The following is a 21,204-nucleotide window of genomic DNA, read 5'->3' as shown; positions in this document are numbered from 1 at the left end:
TTTCCTCCTTACGTCAGCAATTGATGTTTCCTAGCATAATCTTTCGCTAACGGGGTTAAATAGGCGTTTTTACTTAAAGAAACACCTGATTCTGTCATTCTTATCAATTGTTTTTCAGTAATGTAGGTTCGTTTGGTCTCAGCTAAAGAACGAAGTTGTTTTTGACAGGCCGCCTGAAACACAGCGTAATTTTCTGAATCATGATAAAAAATCATCCCAAACTGTTGGCACATGTCCACGTTTTCCTGAATCGTTCGTTTCAAACGATACTTCAATCGTGAATTTTTAGTCACTGAAGGTATTGGGGTTAAAACCAATACCGGCTTACCTTTAAATAAGAATGCTAAGATGTTTTTGACTAATTCATCTGTTTCCTGTAAATGCGCAATCGCATTTACTTGGGAAATCGTTAGCCTCTTTACAACCAAACCTCGTGCTAGCTTCTGCTCCTTGGTTACCCAATTTACATCAGGAAAACGAATAAACATTTCTTCAGGAAATGCTTCTTTTGCTTCTGCTAAAGCCACTGAATAAGACGACGACAGCAATTGTTGACAAATTTGATCAGTAATCTGTTGAATCAAATTTTCCATTTCAGAAACGTTCATTGTCCTTCCTCCTTTTACTTAAGAATATAGCCACGAGCTCCTTTGGTTAAGCCGCAAGCGTTGGCTTCATCGTAGTCAATGTGCATGTACGTTGCAAATCGCGGACTGATTCGCACAACCACATCATCAAAGATTAACGGACGTGTGCCTTCCACTTTGACTTGCACAATTTGGCTATTGCTTACTTTATTTTTTAAGGCATCTTCTGGTGTCATGTGAATATGACGTTTGGCAACAATTAAGCCGTGACTTAATGTCACAACTGCTGATCCGTTCATCAGCGTGACGCCAGGTGTCCCTTCTGTCTTGCCACTCTCTCTAACTGGGGCATTAATTCCTAAAATACGCGTATCCGTCATAGAAACTTCGACTTGTGATTCGCTACGTTCAGGGCCTAAAATAACCACATTTTGAAAAAGTCCTTTAGGTCCAGCAACCGTAATTCGTTCTTTACAAACGAACTGTCCAGGTTGTGATAAATCTTTCACTTTTGTTAGTTGATATCCTGGTCCAAATAATGCATCAATCTCTTGACGAGACAAATGAACATGTCGGCCAGAAGCTTCAACTTCAAAAGTATTTTGTTGTTGTTGCTGAATTCGTTTAACAACTTCTTCAACAATTTCATTCATTGAATCCAATTTGTTCATCTCCTAGTTTCGTGATATTTCAGCCATGGTGCTAATTAATTCTGTAGCCCAAGCTTGAAAAAGTCCGAACAGTTGTGATTCTCCTTTTAACTGGAGAATAATTTTATCTAGTTGTAATTGAATTTCTTTTGAGGAATAGCGCCATTGTCTCTGTTGGTTAGTTAGAATAGTTACCTTTGATTCCAAAATGACTGGTTCCATTACAAGCGACTGTTCTAAAATAAATTTCTCTAACCACTGTTGTTGTTGTTCGAAATATAACCAACCTTCTGTTGATAACGCTTCATTCGTTAAGAAAGGCAAATACAATAGATGGCTTAAGTGCCGAATCTCATAAATTGTTTCTTTTGATAAATGTTCTTGTTTTTGTTTTTGTGAGGAGGCCTTCACTGAATGAACCTCAGAAAGCAATGGGTTTGTTGAAGAGAAGCTGCTATTAATCCGATGCTCGCGTAGATAGCTTTTGGCGGCTGGCGTCAGAAAACTGCCTACAGGAAACACAAAATCCGTGCCATCTTCTAGTTCTTTTTTTAGCCTTTTGATGCGAAGCATATCTTCTGTAATAACTGTCATAACACCCCTCCTCAATGAAAGTTTAGGACAGAAGTAATGAACCTACCTCTGCCCCAAAAAATCAAAATTATAATTCAGTTGTTGCGTGTGGTAAAATAGCGTCTACTTCTGTATGTGGACGTGGAATTACATGGACAGATAATAATTCGCCAACACGTTCTGCTGCAGCAGCACCAGCATCTGTTGCTGCTTTCACGGCACCAACGTCACCGCGAACCATTACTGTAACTAAACCGCCACCGACTTGTTCTTTTCCAATTAAAGTAACGTTTGCCGCTTTCACCATTGCATCGGCTGCTTCAACAGCACCTACTAAACCACGAGTTTCGATCATTCCTAAAGCATTTGTACTTGACATTATAATTTCCTCCTAAGATGTATGTTTTATTTTTAAAAATTTGGGACAATTAGCAATTTGACTTAGGTCCCAAACCCTAAATCCAATAATTTATTTGTTTTACTCTTACTCGCTCGTTTCTTGTTAGTTTAAGCGAGCTAAAACTTGAGCTACCACGGCATTTACTAGTTCTTCTTGATTGGTTGTTTCGCAAGAAGTAGCCACAGATGTGGTTGATGTTTGACCAAATTCTTGACGAATCTCTTCTAAATCACGCACGCCATATGCAACACGACGTAAATTGAACAGATTTTCAACCCCAATATTATCAGAAGTTGAGCTGCCACCAACTGCGCCACAACCAAGTGTTAATGCTGGCACTAAGTTAGTTGAAGCACCAATTCCGCCAAGTGTACCAGAGGTGTTAACAAGCAAACGAGAGACGGGTTTTCTTAAGCCAAATTCACGAATGACTTCTTTGTTTTCTGTGTGAATACCCATCGTATGACCCGCACCTTCACCTTTCAAAATTTCAATTGATAACGCGCAAGCTGCTTCCCAGTTTTCAACTGTATAGAAAGCAATAATCGGTGCCAATTTTTCTCTTGAAAATGGATATTTCAAGCCTACATGTGTTTCCTCGGCAACAATTAAGCGGCGATCTTTTGGAATAGATAAACCAACTAATGAAGCAATATGTTGAACGGAACGACCCACGATTTGCGGGTTCATTGTACCGTTTGGTCGTAAAATAAATTTAGCTAATTTGTCGGCTTCGGCTGGACTTAAGAAATACGCTCCCTGCTTAATTAACTCTTCTTTGACCGCTTCACGGTTGACAGTTTCAACAATAATTGATTGTTCCGATGCACAAATTGTACCGTTATCGAAAGTTTTTGAATCCATTATTTGTTTCACTGCATGAGGAACATTTGCGCTTCGTTCGATGTAGGCTGGTCCATTACCAGGCCCAACACCGATTGCTGGTGTTCCAGAAGAGTACGCTGCTTTAACCATTGCGTTTCCACCAGTAGCTAAAATTAAATTTGTTTCTTTATTTTTCATTAATTCGCTGGTCGCTTGCATGGTTGGCGTTTTGATGACCGAGACACAACCTTCTGGTGCCCCTGCAGCAATAGCCGCTTTTTGGATAATTTCCACTGTTTCAATAATCGATTTCAACGCATTGGGATGTGGTGAAAAAACAATGCTGTTGGCAGCTTTTAATGAAATTAATGCTTTGTAAATGACTGTTGATGTCGGGTTGGTAGAAGGAATTAATCCTGCAATTACACCCACTGGGACAGCAATTTCAGTGACTTTTTTGGCAGCATCATCATGGATCACACCAACTGTAGCTTTGTCCTTCATTTCGTCATATACTACTTTTGAAGCGAAAGCATTTTTGATGATTTTATCTTCATAGATACCAAATCCTGTTTCTTCATTGGCCATTTTCGCTAACTTTTCTCGTTGGTTAAATGTAGCCTCTGAAACTGCTTGGACAATCGCATCGATTTGTTTTTGCGAAAATGTTGCTAATACTTGCTGTGCCTCTTTGGCTTTTCTGATTAAATTTCTTGTTTCTTGGATGGAACGTAAGTCTTTATCTACTAATTCCACTCGTCTTCACTTCTTTCTATTTCAGCCATGATTGCTTGAATTAAAGCTTCTTTATTGGCAAATTTAATCTCACTTTTCTTTAAACTACTTAGGTTCATTTTGTAGGCTTGTTTGCGTAAATCAACCACGCGTTGTGTTTCTAATTTTTGGCGTGTGCCAGTGTGTTCTTCCAAATCTGGTGTTTCAATCTCTTCTTCAATTACTTCTACTTGTTCCATCGGTTCAGGTGCTGACTTAGGTTCTGGATCTGATAAAATTACTTCCGTTTGAGCATCAACCCGTGAGATCACATGATGAGCAATTAAACAATTTAATTCTTTAGCTACTTCCGTGCCTACTTCAACGGCAGCTTGGACCGCGGCAACGTCACCAATCAGTTCCACAGTTGTTAAACCGCCATTAATAATTTCAGCTTTTAACAAAGTAACGTCGGCGGCTTTCAATGCCGCATCGGCCACACTAATGGCACCTAAAAATCCTTTGACTTCGACCATTCCTAATGCTTTCATTCAGGTCACATCCTTAATAACTCAACGGATTGTCAGCGATATTTTGAATGACTTGTTCAAACGCACTGCAAGCAGCTTTACATGCAGATTGACTACCTGTCAATAAGGCGCCGCCAAAGTTCGTTTCAGAAGGTGGGCCATAAAAGACACCCATTTGAACATCGGCAGCTTTCATTGCTGCATCTAAGCCAACCATTGCTTCTAGCGGTGGTGCAATCAGATAAGCAATCGCTTCACCTTCAGGAATATTCGCTTGTTCAGATAAAAAGCTACCCGTTCTTGATACTACATGTGCAAAATAAACAATACTGTCATCTTCGTTAGCACTATAGAAGCTGGCTTCTTCTTCAATGACTTGCGTAATGACACTCAAGCCACTATTGACTTCAGCAGGACTCGGACCAGCAATAATGCCAATCACTTCACCGGCTAATTTGGTTGAAGCATTTGCTGCGCCAGCATACATACTTTTACCGTAAACTACAGTAACATCGGCGGCTTTAGTTGCTTCATCTAATGCAACATAAGTGACATCATCACAATCGGAAGTAACAATTCCTAATGAGCGATGTTCTGGTTTCAATGATAATTCTTTTGCTAATGCCGGATCGACATTGGGAATGACTTTCATACTTAGGACATTTGCGCCTAGACGATCATTTTTCATGAGAAATCCTCCTTTATTCAGCTTCTTTTAAATCAATACCAGATTTTTTCTTGTCTAACATTTTTTTGATAATTTCGGCAATGTAGGCCCCTGCTTCAACAGCCGGTGTCCCACCTTTGTGAATATTTGAAATAACTGTCCGCCGTGCTTCTGGCATACCGACAGTTGGTTTGTAAGCAATGTAGGCACTCATAGATTCAGCTGTTACTAAACCAGGACGTTCGCCAACTAGCAAGCAAACAACATCAGCGTCAGTGATTTCACCAATTTTATCCATTGCTGGCACGCGACAATATTTAACAAAAACAACATTGTCGAAATCTAAGTTGTACATGTTTAATCCTTGTTTAATTGCTGGTAGGACTTCTTTAATATTCGCTTCGATAGCAGCTGAACTAAGACCATCCCCTACGACCATTTGGATTTTGGCTTTTGGTGTCGTATTTTTCCGAATGATTTCACTATTTTCTTCATCAAATTGACGACCATAATCTGGACGTGTTAAATATTCATCTTTACTGTTACAGATTGTTTTTGTAGAAATAAAATTCATTTCTTTTACCAAGTCTTCGCTTACGTCTGAAAAGACCGCATCTTGTGCTGCCGCATGGTCCGCTCGGAAACGTAATGTTGAACTAGTCATATAACGCGTCCCTGCACGACCAACGCCTAAACGAGCTGGCGAGAAAGCTTTCATTTTTAATAGTGCTTCAGGATCTACGGCATTTTTCAATAGTAATTGTTTACGTAAATCTACTTCAGTAATGTCAGGAATTAGGCCTTCTTCAATTTCTGTCGTTTCAGTGACGTGTGTTGTGACTGGTTTTTCTTCAGCAGTCACAGTGGCAGTCGAAGCCGCTTGATTGTCAGCGACCATTTCTGTTAAAATTCCGGCAATCATTTCTTTTAATTCTTTTTCGTTCATTTGTATTCTCACCTCGTTTATTTAATAAATACAGATGCATCGCCAGCGCGACTTGTTAATTTTCCGTTTTCCATTAAGCCCATTTTTTCCATCCATTCTTCAAATTCTTTAATTGGACGTAAGCCTAATGTTTCACGAATCGTCGCAGTTTCATGGAACCCAGTTGTTTGATAATTTAACATGACATCATCGCCATGAGGAATCCCCATGATATACGTACAACCAGCTGTTGCTAATAACATTGCTAAGTTTTCCATATCATTTTGATCAGCTTTCATATGGTTGGTGTAGCAGACATCACAGCCCATTGAAATTCCAGTTAATTTGCCCATGAAATGATCTTCTAAACCAGCGCGGATGACTTGTTTTGAATCGTAAAGATATTCTGGTCCAATAAAGCCGACAACAGTATTTACAATATACGGATCAAATTTTTTGGCTAAGCCATAACAACGCGCTTCCATTGTGACTTGGTCTGCGCCAAAGTTCGCTTCAGAAGAAAGTTCTGAGCCTTGACCTGTTTCAAAATACATCACATTAGGACCAGCTGCTTGACCACTGTGAAGCGCTAAATCTTGTGCTTCAGCTAAAATTTCTGCATTTAAACCAAATGCTGTGTTTCCTTTTTCTGAACCAGCGATGGATTGAAAGACTAAGCCAGTTGGCGCGCCTTGACGCATGGCTTCCATTTGCGTCGTTACGTGAGCAAGCACGCAAGTTTGTGTTGGAATTTCCCATTCGCTGCGGAACTCTTCAAATTTGTTTAAGATCCGTTTAACACTTTCTGTAGAATCATCAACAGGATTCAAACCAATTAAGGCATCACCGGCGCCATAAGAAAGACCTTCCATAACTGATGCCATAATGCCATCGACATTATCGGTTGGATGGTTTGGCTGTAAACGATTCGAAAAAGTTCCGGGACGGCCAATCGTTGTGTTGGCGGTTTTTTCAATATTGATTTTTTTTGCGCCAACAATTAGATCCATGTTGGACATTAATTTACAGACAGCAGCAATCATTTCTGAAGTTAGTCCACGGGAAATTCGTTTGATATCAAAATCGGTTGTTTCCGAAGATAAGATAAATTCGCGTAATTCTGCGACTGTCCAATGTTTAATACTTTCAAAAATTCGCATATTGACTTGGTCAATAATAATGCGTGTCACTTCGTCTTCGTCATAATCAACGACGGGATTGTTAAACAAGTCATTTAAGGACAATTCCGATAAAACGACTTTTGCTGCCACGCGTTCTTCGGCTGAATTAGCAGCTACGCCAGCTAACTTGTCGCCAGACTTTTCTTCATTGGCTTTGGCTAAGACTTCTTTAACGGATGTAAATTGATAGACTTTGCCAAATAGTTTGGTTTTTAAAATCATCTTTGTGTCGCTCCTTTTTAATTAAATACTAAGGTCTTAACAATGACTGGAAGGACTGCTCCTTCTGCCACTGGTAAACCGATATCTACATAATCACCGTTTTCTACTTTGACCGAATCAAGACAGATAAACGGATAGTCTTTTGGCAGATGGGCACTTAAGGCATGCCCTAAAGCTTTCGCCATGTCTTCATCCACCATAACAATAATGGGAATTTGTTCAGCAACTAAACTAGCTAATCCTTCCACAATCCCTTGACCATAGCGTTGAATATCAGCAAATGTTGGATTACTCATGCCTCTAATTGCTAGAGCAATCTGGGGCGTTTCTTCAATACGATGCCAATTGAGTTTTTCTTGGATTCGCTGGCCTAATTCTGTCACAGTAAGGGTTTCATCCTCTTGCGCTAATTTTAGAATTGGGATATTTTTTACCGGCAAAATTTGCTCACGATAAGCGATCGTGCTTCCGCTAATTTCAGCAGTGTGTGAACCCGCTCCGACGACCGTCGCTCGGATTGTTTCTGCGCTTTCTAAGACTTCTTTTTCCGAAAAAATCAGTGACTTTCTCAGATATTTTCCTAAAAGCAAGCCGATGTCCCCATATTTAAAGAGATTCGTACTTGTCGTATTTAAGCAATCAGCCACACCACCAGAAAATGTTACAATTGGTAATTCCTCACCTTTTCGTAGTGGATGGTTCGTTACTAATAACTGGTAGAACGGACTTTGTGTCCCCAAGCCAATGCTATTTTCTAACACGGCAACTAATTCCGAAATAATTGGCAGTAAGTTTTGTTCGGTGGCTTGGTCACCAAGGTGCAAGGTTAGCCCTTTTTTATTTATAATTTCTTGAATCTTCGGAGCTATATAGGTGATTTTTTGTTGTTGATCTAATTTAATTAAGCGTCCGCCAATGTCAAAACAAGCCGTGTCAATCACTTCACCATCTTTAAAGACAGCTAAATTTGTCGTTCCACCACCAATGTCTAAATTAACCACCGGTTTGCGTTTCGTTTCAGAATAAGTTTGAGCACCAGCGCCTTTCCCGGCAATGATACTTTCTAAATCAGGACCAGCCGTAGCAACGACAAAATCACCTGCATAGCCACTAAGTGCTCGTAGCACATTGTTGGCATTGCTTTTTCGAGCAGTTTCACCTGTGATAATTACCGCACCCATTTGAATATCTTGTTTATGAATGCCTGCTTGGCGATATTGCTCCGCTACAAACGCTTTGATAGGTTCTGCATCAATTTCTGATTGGTTAAGTAAGGGTGTAAAGATAATGTCACTTCGGTAAATGACTTTTTTATCAGAAATGCTGATACGTGGTACTGTAAACGCAGAGGCAAAATTTTCAACAGTTAATTCTGACAAGACTAATTGGGTTGTAGACGTCCCTAAATCAATCCCTACGGTTAAAAGTGTTTCCTTCGACATCGCCTGACTCGCCTCCTTTTGCATACAAAAAGGCACTTAAAGAATCGTTAGAAAATTTCTTTCTACTTTTCTTTAAGCGCCTTTGCTTAATCAATGAACAACATCACTGGTGTTCTGTTCGAAATAGAAACAGGTTTTAGTTCCCTGTTTATTGGATTCAATTGTAATTTTTCCTTTTAATTTATCTTTTACGTAGCTTTTGACAATCATCAAACCTAAACTGGTCTCGTTACTTTGATGAACATCATAGCCTTTACCATTATCTGTAACAGTAATGGTAATCATTTTATTATCTAATGTTCCACTAAGTTTAACAACGCCACTTGTTTGTGGCTCAAATGCATGATCAAAAATGTTTTGTAATAGTTCGTTGACAACAAGGGAAATGGTAACCATTTGTTCGCTAGAAACCATAATGGCTGGATCAACATCCATCATCATCTCAATGGGTTGTGCGCCTTGAAAAAGATGTCTAAAATTATACATCACTGCTTCCAATGTTTGCCGTAAAGCAACGTCATCTTTGACTTGTTTTGACAGCAATTCATGGGTGGCTGCAATCGCCATAATTCGATTGACACTTTCATGAAGGACTTTCTTTGCTTCGGGGCTTTGCGTTCGCCGTTCTTGAATACGCAATAAGGAAACCACCGATTGCAAGTTATTTTTAACACGATGATGAATTTCACGAATCGCAACAGATTTGGAAATAATTTCCGCTTCTTTTTCTTTAAATTCTGTATTGTCTTGAATAATCATAATCAGTTGTTCTTCTGATGCCAACCACACTTTCCGAACCTTAAAATAATAATTAAGGTAGGTCGTTTTGCTTTCAATTGGTTGATTACTCATTTTATATTTCATTTGATACAACACATATTCAAAAGTTGTATAATCGATGGACAAATTGTCATAACTCATTCCAATGATATTATCCCGATAACCAAGTTTGCGATAAAGCTCTTGTGCATTGTGATTGGTAATTAATAAGTGACCCGCCGCATCAAAAATCAAAACGGCTTCTGCCAATTGATCAATAAATAATGCGTCGACTTGACTAGTTGATTTCGCTACTTTTGCTAACTGGCAGTTATTTAGCTCCTCTTTTTGTAAGTCCGCTTGAATCTCTTCATCTGCCGCAATCTCGACAATAATGACACCAATCGTTCGATGTTCATTGCGAATGGGATAGATATTTTGCTTAATCAAACGATTTTCCTGAGTCACTGCTAACAAACCAATGCTATTTAAGCTAGTCTGCATGGTACGCAGAACACCAGGTTCATTTTTTAATAAAGCTTCCATCCCGACGACATCTCCGCTATATAAAGAAGTTGTCTTCGCAGGCGGCTTATGATAAACGACTAGCGCTTGCTGTGACATTTCCTTATACACATCAATAAAAACATCTGCACTTTGATAGAGTGTCGTCGAAGAAAGATAACGTGCTGTACGTTGTAATTCTTTAATGTCTGATTCTGAAAGATTGGTATATTGGTGACATAATTGCTCTAATCGTTTCATTTATTCATCATCCATTACAATCAATTCTGCAATTTCACTCATACGTGCGCGTTTGTTCATACTTAACGTACGCAACATTTGGTAGGCTTCTTCTTCCGATATATGATTTTCTTTTACAAGAATACCTTTGGCTTTTTCGATAATTTTACGTTCTTCTAATTTTAAACTTAATTTATCGATTTGATTTAGTAACAGCTGCGTTTGTTTGCCTCGTTCAATGCTCATTTCAATTGTAGGTATTAATGATTTTTCATCTAGAGGTTTAACTAAATAACCCAGTGCGCCTAATTTTTTAGCCTTGTCCGTATTTTGTACGTCACTGTATGCAGATAAAAAGACAATACTACTGGCTAGTTGGTCTTGAACAATTTTTTTACCTGCTTTTAGACCATCTAAAATTGGCATTTGAATGTCCATTAATACTAGGTCAGGTTGTGTTTTTTTACATACTTCAATTGCTTCAAAACCATCGGCTGCTTCACCGACTACTTCGTACCCTGCTTCTATCACAATATCACGAATATCGAGTCTCGTAATAGGTTCATCATCGACTATTACAATTCGTCCATCCATTTTCTTCACGCCCTTGTCCTTTCAACGCTATGTTCTGGTAATTTTACAAGTTACAGAAAAGTTTAAAATCTGTTGTAAACCTTCAATCACCGCTTGTAAGGCCGCTTCCACTGAGCTTACGTCACCAGAAATGACCACCGATCCAGAAAAACGATCAATAAAACCGATTTGGATATCTCCGCTTTTAGTCGCAATATCAACAGCGATAATTGCCGCTTCGCTCGGAGTGATTGTCAAAATACCTAGTGCATTGCTGGTGCCTTCTGGCAACCCTAATTTTGTATAAATTTCTTTATTAGGACTAGCAATGATGTGCGCTAACGTTACTTGTTTCCCAGGAACATATTCTTGAATCATTCGTTGTTTTTCTTCCAACCAGACTCGCTCCTTTAATTTAGCAAATAAAAAATCCTCAATAAAAAACGTAAAGGTTCCACTTTCGCTTTCTACTAAGGAGCTTCTTTGCTCTTAAATTTTGAAGCACGCCGTTGTGCTACCCACATTATATGTTATCGATTTCATCCTGTCAATCGCTTATAAGATAGAATTTAAAATTTTTGTCACTTCTTCTGTTGTTGGTTGGACAGGATTTGTTTTGGTGCAGCCATCCATCAATGCGCCTTCAGCTATTTTTGGGATTGCAGCTTGGACTTCTTCTTTTGGTAAACCATAATCACTAAAAGTGGCAGGCATGTTTAATTTTTGACGGAGTTGCTTGATTTGTCGAATAAATTGTTGAACACCAATCCGTGCATTGGTTGTCTGTGTATCATTTAGACAATTTGCTAACTGCGCATAACGTTTAGCTGTTGGTTCGTTGGTGACTTTGCCATTCGCTAAGCCACTGTTATATGCAATGACTTCCGGTAAGAGCATCGCATTCATTCGTCCATGTGGCACATGTAAACGCGCACCGGCCGCATGAGCAATACCGTGATTCAAGCCTAACGAAGTAACATTAAACGCCATCCCTGCCATACATGAAGCTAAATGCATATTTTCACGGGCTTGTTGGTTGCTACCCTCATTAAAGGCTATTTCTAAATTGTCGAATACTAAGCGAACGACTTTTTCGCACAACGCATCTGAAATCGGATTTGCTTCTGTTGAAACATACGCTTCAATAACATGCGTTAAGACGTCCATTCCTGTATCCGCTGTGATTTTTGGTGGCACACTCATCACTAAATTTGTATCTAAAATCGCAATTTCTGGTTGAATTTCATCCGTTACAAGCGGGATTTTGGTGCCAGTTTCAGCAACCGTAATCACTGAAAAATTCGTAACTTCTGAACCAGTTCCACTAGTTGTAGGAACCGCAATAAACTCAGCAATCTGAGTTTGCAAAGTACGTTTGCCAAAAAATTTCATTGCTTTGGCCGCATCAATAGCGGATCCCCCACCTAAAGCTAATATCGTATCTCCTTGAAATGTCGCTAAATGCTTAATTCCCGCAGCAATCTTATCAATTGGTGGATCGGGGATGATATCACTAAAAATTTGCCATTCACTTTTTGTTAAATGCTTTGTCACTTCATTCACAAATCCAGAGTCAACCATGAATGGATCTGTGACAATGAAAACACGTCTATCATGAAGTGTTTCCAAATTGGCTAATGCGCCTTCTCCTACCCATAGTTCGGTAGGGAAATGAATTGTTTTCATCTCAATTCCTCCTTAATAAAATACAAAAAGACACTTCAAACAAACGAAAAATCATCTGTCTGAAGCGTCTTTGCTTCCTTATGTATACGCCATTGTACACGAAACCTTATCCATAGAGTACAACGCCTTTAATTAATTGTCAATAAAAAAAGGGAATATAGCAGTACGTCATTGTACCTGAAATCTCCTTCAACATTGAAAGACCAGCCCAAAATTCCCAAAAGCACTTCCTCGTGCCATTAATTGGATTAATACAAATATCTTGGGCTGGATTTTCAACACAAGCGTTGTTAAGAAACATCCTGTTTTGCCTCGAAACAGCATGCCCAATAATGAAAAAATGAAAAGACCTGACTTAAAAGCAACCTTGCTTCTTCACAGTGGCGGGACCGTGCCAGATTCTCACTGGCTTCCATTCATATTTTTCATAAAATATTCGTTTAATCTATCTGAAATTTACCATAAGTTTTTTAGAAAAGCAACTGTTTACAATCCATCTTCTTTAATTTTATGGAAAACCATTTCGCTTCGTTCATAAAAAACATCAGGTCGTTGTGCTTGAACATTTAAATAGCGAGCCAACGCATAAAAATAATCTGATAAACGATTGGTAAAAATTAATACCTCTTCGTTAATTTTGGCTGTCCAATTTAAACGAACAATGATGCGTTCTGCGCGCCGTGCAATCGTCCGAGCCACATGAACCATACTGGCTGCTGGGGTTCCGCCAGGTAAAATAAAACGATCAATATCTGGTGATTGTGCAGTGTAGAAATCAATCCGCTGTTCTAGCCAATGCACACTTTCCTTTTGTAATTTAAATGGTCGTTGTGCTTCAATCGGTGTTGACAAATCTGTTCCCGCATCAAAAAGTAAATGTTGTAAAGCTTCTAGTTCTTCTTTAATTTCTTGATTTTCTTGTGGAAGTTGGCTGATAATATAGCCCACCCAAGAATTCAATTCATCAATCGTTCCATAACTTTCAACTCGATCAGAATCCTTAGCGACGGTTGAGCTGCCGACTAATTTCGTCATTCCCTTATCGCCAGTTTTTGTATAAATTTTCATTCTGCTTCATCCTCCTCTAAATAATCTACTAATTCTTGCAAGCCAATTTTTTCAACAGAAGAAATTTCAAAAATTCTTGTTGCACCCGCACTTTTTAATTGTTGCCGAACAATCTCTAACTGCTGAGAATCTTGTGCTAAATCAATCTTGGTTAAAATACCAATGATTTCTTTCGGGAAAATACTACCAAATCCTGGTGAAAAAACTTGTTGTGTTTCTACAGCACTTTGAACCAAACCAATCACATCTGCTTCTGCCGCTGTGACGTTTAATGCATTATAATATTGTCGATGCAAAATAAACTCACCCGGTGTATCAATCATTTCTGTATGAAATTCCACCGCCTGTGTTTTATCATAAATTAATTCTTTGCCTTGCAGAGCTTGACATAACGTGGTTTTGCCACAACCGATAGCTCCCATTAAAATGATTCGTTTCATCGTTACCTCCATAAAAAAGGAGCCCAAAGCAAGTACCATCACGTACTTAGTCTTGGGCTCCTTTGCCGATTTGTTAAAACACGCCATTGTGTTTCTGATTCTTTGCCTTTATCTTACCTGTTTCCAAAAAACTTGTCAAAATTATTGAATAGTTTCCCAAACTTTATGTTGTTTCTGAAAATAGGAGACAATATCTGTTTCAAAAATCGTTTGTAAAAATTCTTTGGAAGCCAACGTTTGAAAATCACCTTGCGCGGCCACTTTCCCTTGCTTCATAAACACAATTTTTTCACTTAGCGTTAACGCTAAACGGATATCATGAAACACCCCGATTAACGTTTTCCCTTCTTGCGCACTCCACTCATTTAACTGCTGAATCAATTCTTGTTGATACCGAATATCCAAATGATTATTGGGTTCATCCAATAAAATAATTTCTGGATCTTGTACAAATAATTTAGCCAAAAATACTCGTTGTTGTTGTCCTCCTGAAAGCTGATTGACAACTTTATCTTTTAAAGGCAATAAACCCGTGCGTTCTAAATAATAAAGGACTCGTTCTTTTTCTTGTTTAGAAACAATAGGTAAAAAACGTTGTGCTTGTTGTCGATACGCCCCCATCAAAACTGTTTCGTAAACCGTATAATCAAAAGCAACTGTCGTGAATTGACTCATCATCGCTACTTTCGTTGCCAATTCCTTCCGCTTTTGTCCATGAACTTCTTGACCATCAATTAAAACAGAACCACTATAAGGGACAAGTCCGGCAATCGTTTTTAAAAGTGTCGTTTTACCGCAACCATTTGGACCTAAAATACAAGTTTTACTACCTGTCGGAAAAACGAGGGAAATATCTTTTAAAATGGGGGTTTGTTGGAGCGTTACAGCTGTTTTTTTTAATTCAATCATGCAGCAACGCCCCTTTTTTTAAAGTAAATATACAAGAAGAATGGCGCTCCAATCAAGGCTGTTACGGCCCCGATGGGAATTTCTCTTGGTGATAAAATCGTGCGGGCAATTGTGTCCCCTAGTACCATGATGGTCCCACCTAAGATTGCTGAACCGGGAATCAGCCAGCGATGAGTCGCCCCTAAATAGCGACGGACAATATGTGGTGCTATTAAATCAACAAAACCAATCACACCGACAAATGAAACCGCACTTCCTGCCAATAAACTAGCCAAAAGAATAATGCGTAGTTTTGCTGTTTTGACTTCTACTCCCGCTAACATCGCATGTTCTTCTCCTAAACCGAGAACATCCAATGCGTTGGCATCAAACCAAAGAAACAGACTGCTGACAAGCAAGATTGGACAATAAATAGCAATTTTTTGCCAATTACTGCCAGAAAAACTACCCATTTGCCAAAAGACTAATTGTTTCAAATAATCTTGGAAAAGTGCTGTAATCAACGTCAAAATAGCACCGACAAACAAGGTCATAATCATTCCCACTAAAACAACTGTTTGATTGGACATTTGACTATCCATTGTTTGCGTAAATAACAAAACTAAAAAGACCGTTGCTAAGCCAAAGATAAAACCAGTTAAAGGCAATAAAAATGCCCCTAAGATCGAAGCAGTTACTCCAGTTACCATGATTAACGCAGCGCCTAAGGATGCTCCCGCTGATACGCCCAAAGTATACGAAGAAGCTAAAGGATTACCTAAGAGCGATTGCATCACCGTGCCACTTACTGCTAAGCCTGCGCCCACGAGATAGGCCATCACGACACGCGGTAACCGAACATTCCAGATGATTCCCTCTAAAATCCCGTCTTCTGAAACCGTCTTTTTCACTAAAATTTGAAGCAAATCCGTTAACGAAATCTGAACACTTCCAATTTTAATACCCAAAAAGAGCATGCTCATACTGATCAAGAGCATCAGTATGAGACACGTTTTTTTACTCATCTTTTAAATCCTTGTATTCCTCTGGATAAACAGCTTTTGCCATTTGTTTTAATGCTTTGGTAATGTGGTTATTTGGTAAAGAGCTAGACATGTTATCAATTTCGAAAACTTCTTTGTTTTGAACTGCAGGAACGTTTTCCCAGTTTTTACGAGCTAAAATTTCTTTGGCGGGATCTTTCATATAGTTAACATTGGTTAAAATGACTTCTGGTTTTGCAGCAATGGCCGCTTCTTCTGTCACTGGTAACCAGCCTTTTTCATTTGCCAAAACATTTTTTGCCCCAATTGTTTCAATCATTTCATTTAAAAATGTCCCATTACCAAAACTATAAATGTCTGGTAAGGCAGACACTTCAAACAAAACAGTTTTTGGTTTTTTAATAGTTTTCCCAATTTTGGCTACTTCGTCGATTTCTTGATCCATTGTTTGGATTAACTTTTGTCCTTTTTCATGTTCAGATAAGCTATCCGCGATGAATTGGACGTCTTCTTTGATTGCTTTGATGCTTGTACTAGTGGGGATATTAACGACTGTAATTCCAGCATCTTCCACTTGTTTCCAAACACTTTCTGAGCTAGCTAAATTGATGTCATTCACATAAACAATTTGTGGTTTCAAGGCAATCAATTTTTCGGCATCGACAGCCATCATATCCATTTGTGGTAATTTTTTTAAATCAGTCATCATTGTACTACTTTGAGTATCAACTGCGATTAATTGGTCGGTTTTACCTAAGTCTTCAATCACTTCTGTTGTTGATGGTACTAGGGAAATAATTTTGGTTGCTTCTTTGGGTAAAGTAATTTCTTTGCCGCTACGGTCTTTGGTTGGTAACGTTACTTCTGTTTTTTCAGAAGAGGTAGTTGCTTTCTTTTCCTGTTTGCCACACCCTGCTAAGCCAAGTGTTGCTACTAAACCTAAAGTCATCATTGTTAAAGTAAATTTTTTCATTTTTTCATCCTCGCATTCGTCTATTTTATTTTGGGGAAAATTTTCTGAAATGAACCTCCTTTGTCTCAACGTCAAAACAATACAAAAAAACCACTTTTTTCTCCAATAGAAAAAAAGCAGTCACTTAACTATGCTAATGATATACTCAGCCAGTTATCTTCAAAGCCCCTTCTTTTTCCTACAAAAGAATGATTAGACTTATCAAGCCGGTATCCTGACTTAGCTTCTTCTTACTCCCAATCCTTCCAGAATAATCTGTGGTCTTATTGGTTTCATCCACCATACAGTAGGTAGGTCTGTAGAGGATTCGCACCTCTTTCCCTGACACTTCATAAGTACATATATATTGTATCTTCGTTGATAACTAATTTTCAAACCAGTGATTAGACGTCTTTGTCTAATGACACACATTTATTATAACGGTTATCAACCATTTGTCAACGCTTCCTCAAGCAAAAGAAAAACTTTTCTTGTTTTAGTTATTAGACGTTGTTCCGTTTTTCTATTCATGATAAAATAAATCCTAGTTTGAATAAGAAAGAGGTTAACTTGATGAAAATCGTCATTTTGTTACTTGTTGCCTATTTATTAGGTTCAATTCCCTCAGGTGTTTGGATTGGTAAACTTTTCTTTAAAAAAGATATACGCCAATTTGGGAGTGGGAATACAGGAACAACCAATACATTTCGTGTCTTAGGGAAACCTGCCGGAATTACGGTATTATTAATGGATATCTTGAAAGGAACGTTAGCCACTTCATTACCCTATTTGTTTGGTTTACAAGGCGTGAATCCGCTCTTCTTTGGGGTAGCAGCTGTTTTAGGGCATACCTTCCCTATTTTTGCCAATTTCAAAGGTGGTAAAGCCGTAGCCACTAGCGCTGGCATGTTATTAGCATACAGCCCCACATTTTTTATTTATTCTGCTCTTATTTTTGTGATTTGTCTGTATCTAACCAGTATGGTGAGTTTAACAAGTATGATTAGCGCTGTACTAATTACACTTTCTACTATTATTTTGCCTTTCACTGTCCCAGCTATTTTACCAACATTTAACTGGTTATTAACCGTGATTGCGATTGCTTTGACTACTTTTATCTTTGTCCGTCATCGTGAAAACATTCAGCGAATTAAAAATGGAACAGAAAGTCGCCTTTCTTTTGGCTTACGTGCAAAAAAATAAAGAAAAAGGCTGTGAACAAATAATGTTCACAGCCTTTTTCTTTATTTTACACTAATCATATACTGTGTTTTAAATAGTTCGTTAGCTGGTAACTTATTGATGCCAAATTTTTCAGCGAGTTGGCCAGTTGCGTCGACAGCATCAGCAATCCCGCACCAAGGTTCGATACAGACAAAAGGCGCTTCTTTCGGTGTCGGTGACCAAATCCCCACAAAAGGCATTTCTGGATAACTCAAAGTGACTTGATGGTCACTTTCGTCTGTGGCAATCGTAATTGCTGTTTGACCTTTTGTTTCAAAAATCATTGCATCATTTTCAAATAATTGATGCGTTAAGTCAAAGCTGGTATTCGTTTGGGCTAGCGTTTTATTCGCTAAATCAATAAACGGGCCTGCTAAGGGAATCTGTGTCCGTGATTTTTTAGGTGAAAAACTTAGATAATAATCTTCAAACGTTAGTGAAGATTCTAAAGGTACATTAAAGGCTGGATGACCACCAATCCCAAAATACATCTCTTCTTTCCCTGTGTTTTCTACTTGGTAGTTTACAGTCAATTCTTGATGTTCTAATGTATAAGTAATCACTAGTTCAAAATCAAAAGGATACTTCTTCTTGGTTTCTTTTGTTGATTTTAGTGAAAAAGAAACTTCTTCTCCACCTTTTTCAATCACATCAAATACTTGATCACGAGCAAAACCATGTTGAGTTAAATGATACGCTTGATTTTGGTACATATACGTATCTTCTTTTAGACGACCGACAATCGGAAAAAGTACGGGCGCATGGCGGGCCCAAAATTCAGGATTTCCTTGCCAAATATATTCAATGCCGGTTTCTTTTGATTGTAAACTTACTAATTCTGCTCCTTCTTCAGCAAATGTTGCGATTAGAAATTCATTTTCAATTTGTACAGTCATTGCGTTGTCCTCCTAGTTGATACGAGCAATTGCTTATTTTTCCAACTCTTTAATAAATTGTTGATTTAACACTTTTAAATAAGTCCCTTTCATACCAAGAGAACGTGATTCAATAATTCCAGCTGATTCTAATTTTCTTAAGGCATTCACAATTACGGAACGAGTAATGCCTATTTCATCTGCAATACTTGAAGCAGTTAAACGACCTTCTTCGCCATCTAAGGCTTCAAAAATGGCATGGACGGCTTTTAATTCACTATAGGAAAGAGTGTTGATGGCCATTTGCACGGCAGTCGCACTGCGAACTTCTGCTTCAATTGTTCTGGATTGATGATACAAAATTTGCATGCCGACAACGGTCGCACTATATTCAGCTAACACTAAATCATCCTCGTTAAAGGATTTTTCAACACGCGCTAAAATAATCGTACCCAAGCGTTTGCCAGCACCGTACAAAGGCACAATAGTGGTTAACCCAAACGGATACAGCTCTCGTGATTCAAAAGGAAATGCAGTTAAATCACTATCTATTGGAATATTTGCTTCGGTTACTTTGAGCATATCCACGGCCTCGGTGTATCCTTGAGGAAATTTTTTCTCTTTAAACATATTTTTGATACGGGCATTATTAACATCTAATTTTTCAGTATACCCCAACAAATCCCCTGAACTGCTAATAATATACGCATTACTTTCTAAAATATCCCCTAAAATCATTGCCATTTTGTTGTACGGAAGTTCTGCTTGTACGTCAAACAGATTGTTTTTTTGCAAAAGCTCGTTCACTTGACGTGTTTTTTCTAATAATGTAGCCATCTTTTCTCCTCCAGCCTTTTTTATAAGATGTAACGACTTAAATCTTCATTTTGAACAATGTCATTCAATTTTTCATTGACATATGCTTCGGTAATCGTAATTTCACCCATTTGCATATCTGGTGCTTCATATAATAAATCTTCTAATAAACGCTCTAAAATTGTGTGTAAACGACGCGCCCCAATATTATCTGTATCACGGTTTACATCATAAGCGATGTGTGCTAACCGTTCAATTGCTTCTTTGGTAAAGATGACTGAAACATTTTCTGTGCCGATTAATGCTACATATTGTTTAATTAAAGCATTGTTTGGCTCAGTTAAGATACTTACGAAGTCATCCGCCGTTAAATCATCTAATTCAACTCGAATTGGGAAGCGGCCTTGTAATTCTGGAATCAAGTCACTTGGTTTTGACAAGTGGAAAGCACCTGAAGCGATAAATAAAATGTGATCCGTTTGTAAAGGACCATACTTCGTGTTAACTTGGGAGCCTTCAACAATCGGCAAAATGTCTCTTTGTACTCCTTCACGAGAGACTTCGCCCGAATTTTGTTGACTTTTAGAGGTGATTTTATCAATCTCATCGATAAAAATAATTCCGCTTGATTCAGCTAAACGAATCGCTTCACTATGAATATCAGCGTCATTGACAATTTTTGCTGATTCTTCTTTCACTAATAATTCTTGTGCTTCTTTCACCGTTACAGTACGTTCGATTTTTTTCTTTGGTGACAGAGCGCCTAACGTTTCATTTAAGTCGATACCCATTTGTTCTAGGCCATTGTTCATAGCTGGCATCGTTTTCTTCGGTTCTTCAATTTCAATTGTTACTTCACGATTATCTAATAGACCTTTTTCCAGCTGTTCCAAAATTGTTCGGCGATTCGTTCGAATATCTTCCGTTACTTCTTCTTGTGCTTCTTGCTGTTGCTGAGCCATGTTAAACATGTTCATCATTTGTTCAAATTGATTACCGCCAGCCTGTTTTTGTTCTTTTTTAATTCCAGGCACTAATACTTTGACTAAACGTTGATTGGCCTTTTTTAACGCTTGCGCATACACGCGACTGTATTGTTGTTTTTCAACAATTTGGATCGCATTTTCTACTAAATCCCGAACCATTGATTCGACATCCCGACCGACATAGCCTACTTCTGTAAATTTGGTTGCTTCAACTTTTACAAAAGGCGCATTGACAATTTTTGCGAGACGACGAGCAATCTCAGTTTTACCAACACCTGTTGGTCCAATCATTAGTAAGTTTTTAGGCGTAATATCTTGTTGCATATTTTCTTCTAATTGCAAGCGACGATAGCGGTTACGTAAAGCTACCGCCACTGATTTTTTGGCAGCTTGCTGTCCAACAATATATTGATCTAGTTCTTTGACTATTTCTTTTGGTGTTTTGTTTAATTCATTCATGGATTTTCCCTCGC

Annotated in this window: 23 protein-coding genes and 2 riboswitches; of the genes, 1 reads left to right on the top strand and 22 read right to left on the bottom strand. The window is 38.4% G+C overall.

What is annotated here, in order from left to right:
- Nucleotides 1-8: 8 nt before the first annotated feature.
- The 19 genes from IGI80_RS17255 to IGI80_RS17165 form a co-directional block, all read right to left on the bottom strand.
- Nucleotides 9-608, bottom strand: a complete 600-nt coding sequence (locus tag IGI80_RS17255; protein ID WP_104845147.1) for a TIGR02536 family ethanolamine utilization protein — start codon at nucleotides 606-608, stop codon at nucleotides 9-11.
- Between the two features lie 14 nt (nucleotides 609-622).
- Nucleotides 623-1,258: an ethanolamine utilization phosphate acetyltransferase EutD gene (gene eutD / locus IGI80_RS17250; RefSeq protein WP_002357516.1), complete on the bottom strand. Its 636-nt coding sequence runs from the start codon at nucleotides 1,256-1,258 to the stop codon at nucleotides 623-625.
- 3 nt (nucleotides 1,259-1,261) lie between these two features.
- A complete protein-coding gene (locus IGI80_RS17245) occupies nucleotides 1,262-1,831 on the bottom strand; it encodes a hypothetical protein (RefSeq protein ID WP_002378263.1) in 570 nt (189 codons plus the stop codon).
- A 67-nt stretch (nucleotides 1,832-1,898) separates the two neighbouring features.
- Nucleotides 1,899-2,189, bottom strand: a complete 291-nt coding sequence (locus IGI80_RS17240; RefSeq protein ID WP_002357513.1) for a BMC domain-containing protein — start codon at nucleotides 2,187-2,189, stop codon at nucleotides 1,899-1,901.
- Between the two features lie 123 nt (nucleotides 2,190-2,312).
- Nucleotides 2,313-3,791, bottom strand: coding sequence for an acetaldehyde dehydrogenase (acetylating) (locus IGI80_RS17235; RefSeq protein ID WP_002357511.1), 1,479 nt, complete (start codon nucleotides 3,789-3,791; stop codon nucleotides 2,313-2,315).
- Complete coding sequence (locus tag IGI80_RS17230; RefSeq protein WP_002357510.1) at nucleotides 3,782-4,300, bottom strand: BMC domain-containing protein; 519 nt, start codon at nucleotides 4,298-4,300, stop codon at nucleotides 3,782-3,784. The genes IGI80_RS17235 and IGI80_RS17230 overlap by 10 nt, the downstream gene beginning before the upstream one ends.
- A gap of 13 nt (nucleotides 4,301-4,313) precedes the next feature.
- Entirely contained in the window at nucleotides 4,314-4,967 is a 654-nt protein-coding gene (gene eutL / locus IGI80_RS17225) for an ethanolamine utilization microcompartment protein EutL (RefSeq protein WP_002357509.1), read from the bottom strand.
- 13 nt (nucleotides 4,968-4,980) lie between these two features.
- Nucleotides 4,981-5,892 (bottom strand): ethanolamine ammonia-lyase subunit EutC, encoded by a 912-nt coding sequence (gene eutC / locus IGI80_RS17220; protein ID WP_033596499.1) that lies wholly within the window; start codon nucleotides 5,890-5,892, stop codon nucleotides 4,981-4,983.
- A 17-nt stretch (nucleotides 5,893-5,909) separates the two neighbouring features.
- A complete protein-coding gene (locus tag IGI80_RS17215; RefSeq protein ID WP_002357506.1) occupies nucleotides 5,910-7,274 on the bottom strand; it encodes an ethanolamine ammonia-lyase subunit EutB in 1,365 nt (454 codons plus the stop codon).
- A 17-nt stretch (nucleotides 7,275-7,291) separates the two neighbouring features.
- Entirely contained in the window at nucleotides 7,292-8,740 is a 1,449-nt protein-coding gene (gene eutA / locus IGI80_RS17210) for an ethanolamine ammonia-lyase reactivating factor EutA (protein ID WP_002382341.1), read from the bottom strand.
- A gap of 66 nt (nucleotides 8,741-8,806) precedes the next feature.
- A complete protein-coding gene (locus IGI80_RS17205) occupies nucleotides 8,807-10,240 on the bottom strand; it encodes a sensor histidine kinase (RefSeq protein ID WP_002357504.1) in 1,434 nt (477 codons plus the stop codon).
- Nucleotides 10,241-10,813, bottom strand: coding sequence for an ANTAR domain-containing response regulator (locus IGI80_RS17200; protein ID WP_002357503.1), 573 nt, complete (start codon nucleotides 10,811-10,813; stop codon nucleotides 10,241-10,243).
- A 27-nt stretch (nucleotides 10,814-10,840) separates the two neighbouring features.
- Nucleotides 10,841-11,188, bottom strand: coding sequence for an ethanolamine utilization microcompartment protein EutS (eutS, locus tag IGI80_RS17195; RefSeq protein WP_002345864.1), 348 nt, complete (start codon nucleotides 11,186-11,188; stop codon nucleotides 10,841-10,843).
- 159 nt (nucleotides 11,189-11,347) lie between these two features.
- On the bottom strand, nucleotides 11,348-12,478 hold the full coding sequence (locus IGI80_RS17190; RefSeq protein WP_002378260.1) for a 1-propanol dehydrogenase PduQ: 1,131 nt from the start codon (nucleotides 12,476-12,478) through the stop codon (nucleotides 11,348-11,350).
- Nucleotides 12,479-12,770: 292 nt separating this feature from the next.
- Nucleotides 12,771-12,920: riboswitch (adenosylcobalamin (AdoCbl) riboswitch) on the bottom strand.
- A 44-nt stretch (nucleotides 12,921-12,964) separates the two neighbouring features.
- The gene (locus IGI80_RS17185; RefSeq protein ID WP_002371113.1) at nucleotides 12,965-13,546 is read right to left on the bottom strand and encodes a cob(I)yrinic acid a,c-diamide adenosyltransferase; all 582 of its coding nucleotides are present in this window, start codon (nucleotides 13,544-13,546) and stop codon (nucleotides 12,965-12,967) included.
- A complete protein-coding gene (locus IGI80_RS17180) occupies nucleotides 13,543-13,986 on the bottom strand; it encodes a EutP/PduV family microcompartment system protein (RefSeq protein WP_002363995.1) in 444 nt (147 codons plus the stop codon). The genes IGI80_RS17185 and IGI80_RS17180 overlap by 4 nt, the downstream gene beginning before the upstream one ends.
- Nucleotides 13,987-14,127: 141 nt before the next feature.
- Nucleotides 14,128-14,895: an ABC transporter ATP-binding protein gene (locus IGI80_RS17175; protein WP_002357498.1), complete on the bottom strand. Its 768-nt coding sequence runs from the start codon at nucleotides 14,893-14,895 to the stop codon at nucleotides 14,128-14,130.
- Entirely contained in the window at nucleotides 14,892-15,899 is a 1,008-nt protein-coding gene (locus tag IGI80_RS17170) for a FecCD family ABC transporter permease (protein ID WP_002360246.1), read from the bottom strand. The genes IGI80_RS17175 and IGI80_RS17170 overlap by 4 nt, the downstream gene beginning before the upstream one ends.
- Nucleotides 15,892-16,920 (bottom strand): ABC transporter substrate-binding protein, encoded by a 1,029-nt coding sequence (locus IGI80_RS17165; RefSeq protein WP_438724209.1) that lies wholly within the window; start codon nucleotides 16,918-16,920, stop codon nucleotides 15,892-15,894. The genes IGI80_RS17170 and IGI80_RS17165 overlap by 8 nt, the downstream gene beginning before the upstream one ends.
- A 118-nt stretch (nucleotides 16,921-17,038) precedes the next feature.
- A riboswitch (cobalamin riboswitch) is annotated at nucleotides 17,039-17,198 on the bottom strand.
- A gap of 205 nt (nucleotides 17,199-17,403) precedes the next feature.
- Between IGI80_RS17165 and plsY the strand changes: the two genes are divergently transcribed.
- The gene (plsY, locus tag IGI80_RS17160) at nucleotides 17,404-18,033 is read left to right on the top strand and encodes a glycerol-3-phosphate 1-O-acyltransferase PlsY (RefSeq protein ID WP_002360243.1); all 630 of its coding nucleotides are present in this window, start codon (nucleotides 17,404-17,406) and stop codon (nucleotides 18,031-18,033) included.
- 41 nt (nucleotides 18,034-18,074) lie between these two features.
- Here plsY and IGI80_RS17155 read toward each other — a convergent pair whose 3' ends face one another.
- The 3 genes from IGI80_RS17155 to hslU are packed head-to-tail and all read right to left on the bottom strand — an operon-like array spanning nucleotide 18,075 to nucleotide 21,190.
- Nucleotides 18,075-18,950, bottom strand: coding sequence for an aldose 1-epimerase family protein (locus IGI80_RS17155; RefSeq protein WP_002363997.1), 876 nt, complete (start codon nucleotides 18,948-18,950; stop codon nucleotides 18,075-18,077).
- 33 nt (nucleotides 18,951-18,983) lie between these two features.
- On the bottom strand, nucleotides 18,984-19,766 hold the full coding sequence (codY, locus tag IGI80_RS17150) for a GTP-sensing pleiotropic transcriptional regulator CodY (protein WP_002357492.1): 783 nt from the start codon (nucleotides 19,764-19,766) through the stop codon (nucleotides 18,984-18,986).
- Nucleotides 19,767-19,786: 20 nt separating this feature from the next.
- Nucleotides 19,787-21,190: an ATP-dependent protease ATPase subunit HslU gene (hslU, locus tag IGI80_RS17145; protein ID WP_002360239.1), complete on the bottom strand. Its 1,404-nt coding sequence runs from the start codon at nucleotides 21,188-21,190 to the stop codon at nucleotides 19,787-19,789.
- Between the last annotated feature and the right edge of the window lie 14 nt (nucleotides 21,191-21,204).

This window comes from Enterococcus sp. DIV1420a, assembly GCF_051712165.1.
GTDB classification, from domain to species: Bacteria; Bacillota; Bacilli; order Lactobacillales; family Enterococcaceae; genus Enterococcus; species Enterococcus faecalis.
Note: the sequence above shows the minus strand (reverse complement) of the source record. Positions and strands in the feature narration are given on the sequence as shown.

Bases quoted from the DNA above. Each gene is read 5' to 3' on its own strand.
- IGI80_RS17255 (WP_104845147.1), bottom strand. From the start codon at position 608: ATGAACGTTTCTGAAATGGAAAATTTGATTCAACAGATTACTGATCAA.
- eutD (WP_002357516.1), bottom strand. From the start codon at position 1,258: ATGAACAAATTGGATTCAATGAATGAAATTGTTGAAGAAGTTGTTAAA.
- IGI80_RS17245 (WP_002378263.1), bottom strand. From the start codon at position 1,831: ATGACAGTTATTACAGAAGATATGCTTCGCATCAAAAGGCTAAAAAAA.
- IGI80_RS17240 (WP_002357513.1), bottom strand. From the start codon at position 2,189: ATGTCAAGTACAAATGCTTTAGGAATGATCGAAACTCGTGGTTTAGTA.
- IGI80_RS17230 (WP_002357510.1), bottom strand. From the start codon at position 4,300: ATGAAAGCATTAGGAATGGTCGAAGTCAAAGGATTTTTAGGTGCCATT.
- eutL (WP_002357509.1), bottom strand. From the start codon at position 4,967: ATGAAAAATGATCGTCTAGGCGCAAATGTCCTAAGTATGAAAGTCATT.
- eutC (WP_033596499.1), bottom strand. From the start codon at position 5,892: ATGAACGAAAAAGAATTAAAAGAAATGATTGCCGGAATTTTAACAGAA.
- IGI80_RS17215 (WP_002357506.1), bottom strand. From the start codon at position 7,274: ATGATTTTAAAAACCAAACTATTTGGCAAAGTCTATCAATTTACATCC.
- eutA (WP_002382341.1), bottom strand. From the start codon at position 8,740: ATGCAAAAGGAGGCGAGTCAGGCGATGTCGAAGGAAACACTTTTAACC.
- IGI80_RS17205 (WP_002357504.1), bottom strand. From the start codon at position 10,240: ATGAAACGATTAGAGCAATTATGTCACCAATATACCAATCTTTCAGAA.
- IGI80_RS17200 (WP_002357503.1), bottom strand. From the start codon at position 10,813: ATGGATGGACGAATTGTAATAGTCGATGATGAACCTATTACGAGACTC.
- IGI80_RS17190 (WP_002378260.1), bottom strand. From the start codon at position 12,478: ATGAAAACAATTCATTTCCCTACCGAACTATGGGTAGGAGAAGGCGCA.
- IGI80_RS17185 (WP_002371113.1), bottom strand. From the start codon at position 13,546: ATGAAAATTTATACAAAAACTGGCGATAAGGGAATGACGAAATTAGTC.
- IGI80_RS17180 (WP_002363995.1), bottom strand. From the start codon at position 13,986: ATGAAACGAATCATTTTAATGGGAGCTATCGGTTGTGGCAAAACCACG.
- IGI80_RS17175 (WP_002357498.1), bottom strand. From the start codon at position 14,895: ATGATTGAATTAAAAAAAACAGCTGTAACGCTCCAACAAACCCCCATT.
- IGI80_RS17170 (WP_002360246.1), bottom strand. From the start codon at position 15,899: ATGAGTAAAAAAACGTGTCTCATACTGATGCTCTTGATCAGTATGAGC.
- plsY (WP_002360243.1), top strand. From the start codon at position 17,404: ATGAAAATCGTCATTTTGTTACTTGTTGCCTATTTATTAGGTTCAATT.
- IGI80_RS17155 (WP_002363997.1), bottom strand. From the start codon at position 18,950: ATGACTGTACAAATTGAAAATGAATTTCTAATCGCAACATTTGCTGAA.
- codY (WP_002357492.1), bottom strand. From the start codon at position 19,766: ATGGCTACATTATTAGAAAAAACACGTCAAGTGAACGAGCTTTTGCAA.
- hslU (WP_002360239.1), bottom strand. From the start codon at position 21,190: ATGAATGAATTAAACAAAACACCAAAAGAAATAGTCAAAGAACTAGAT.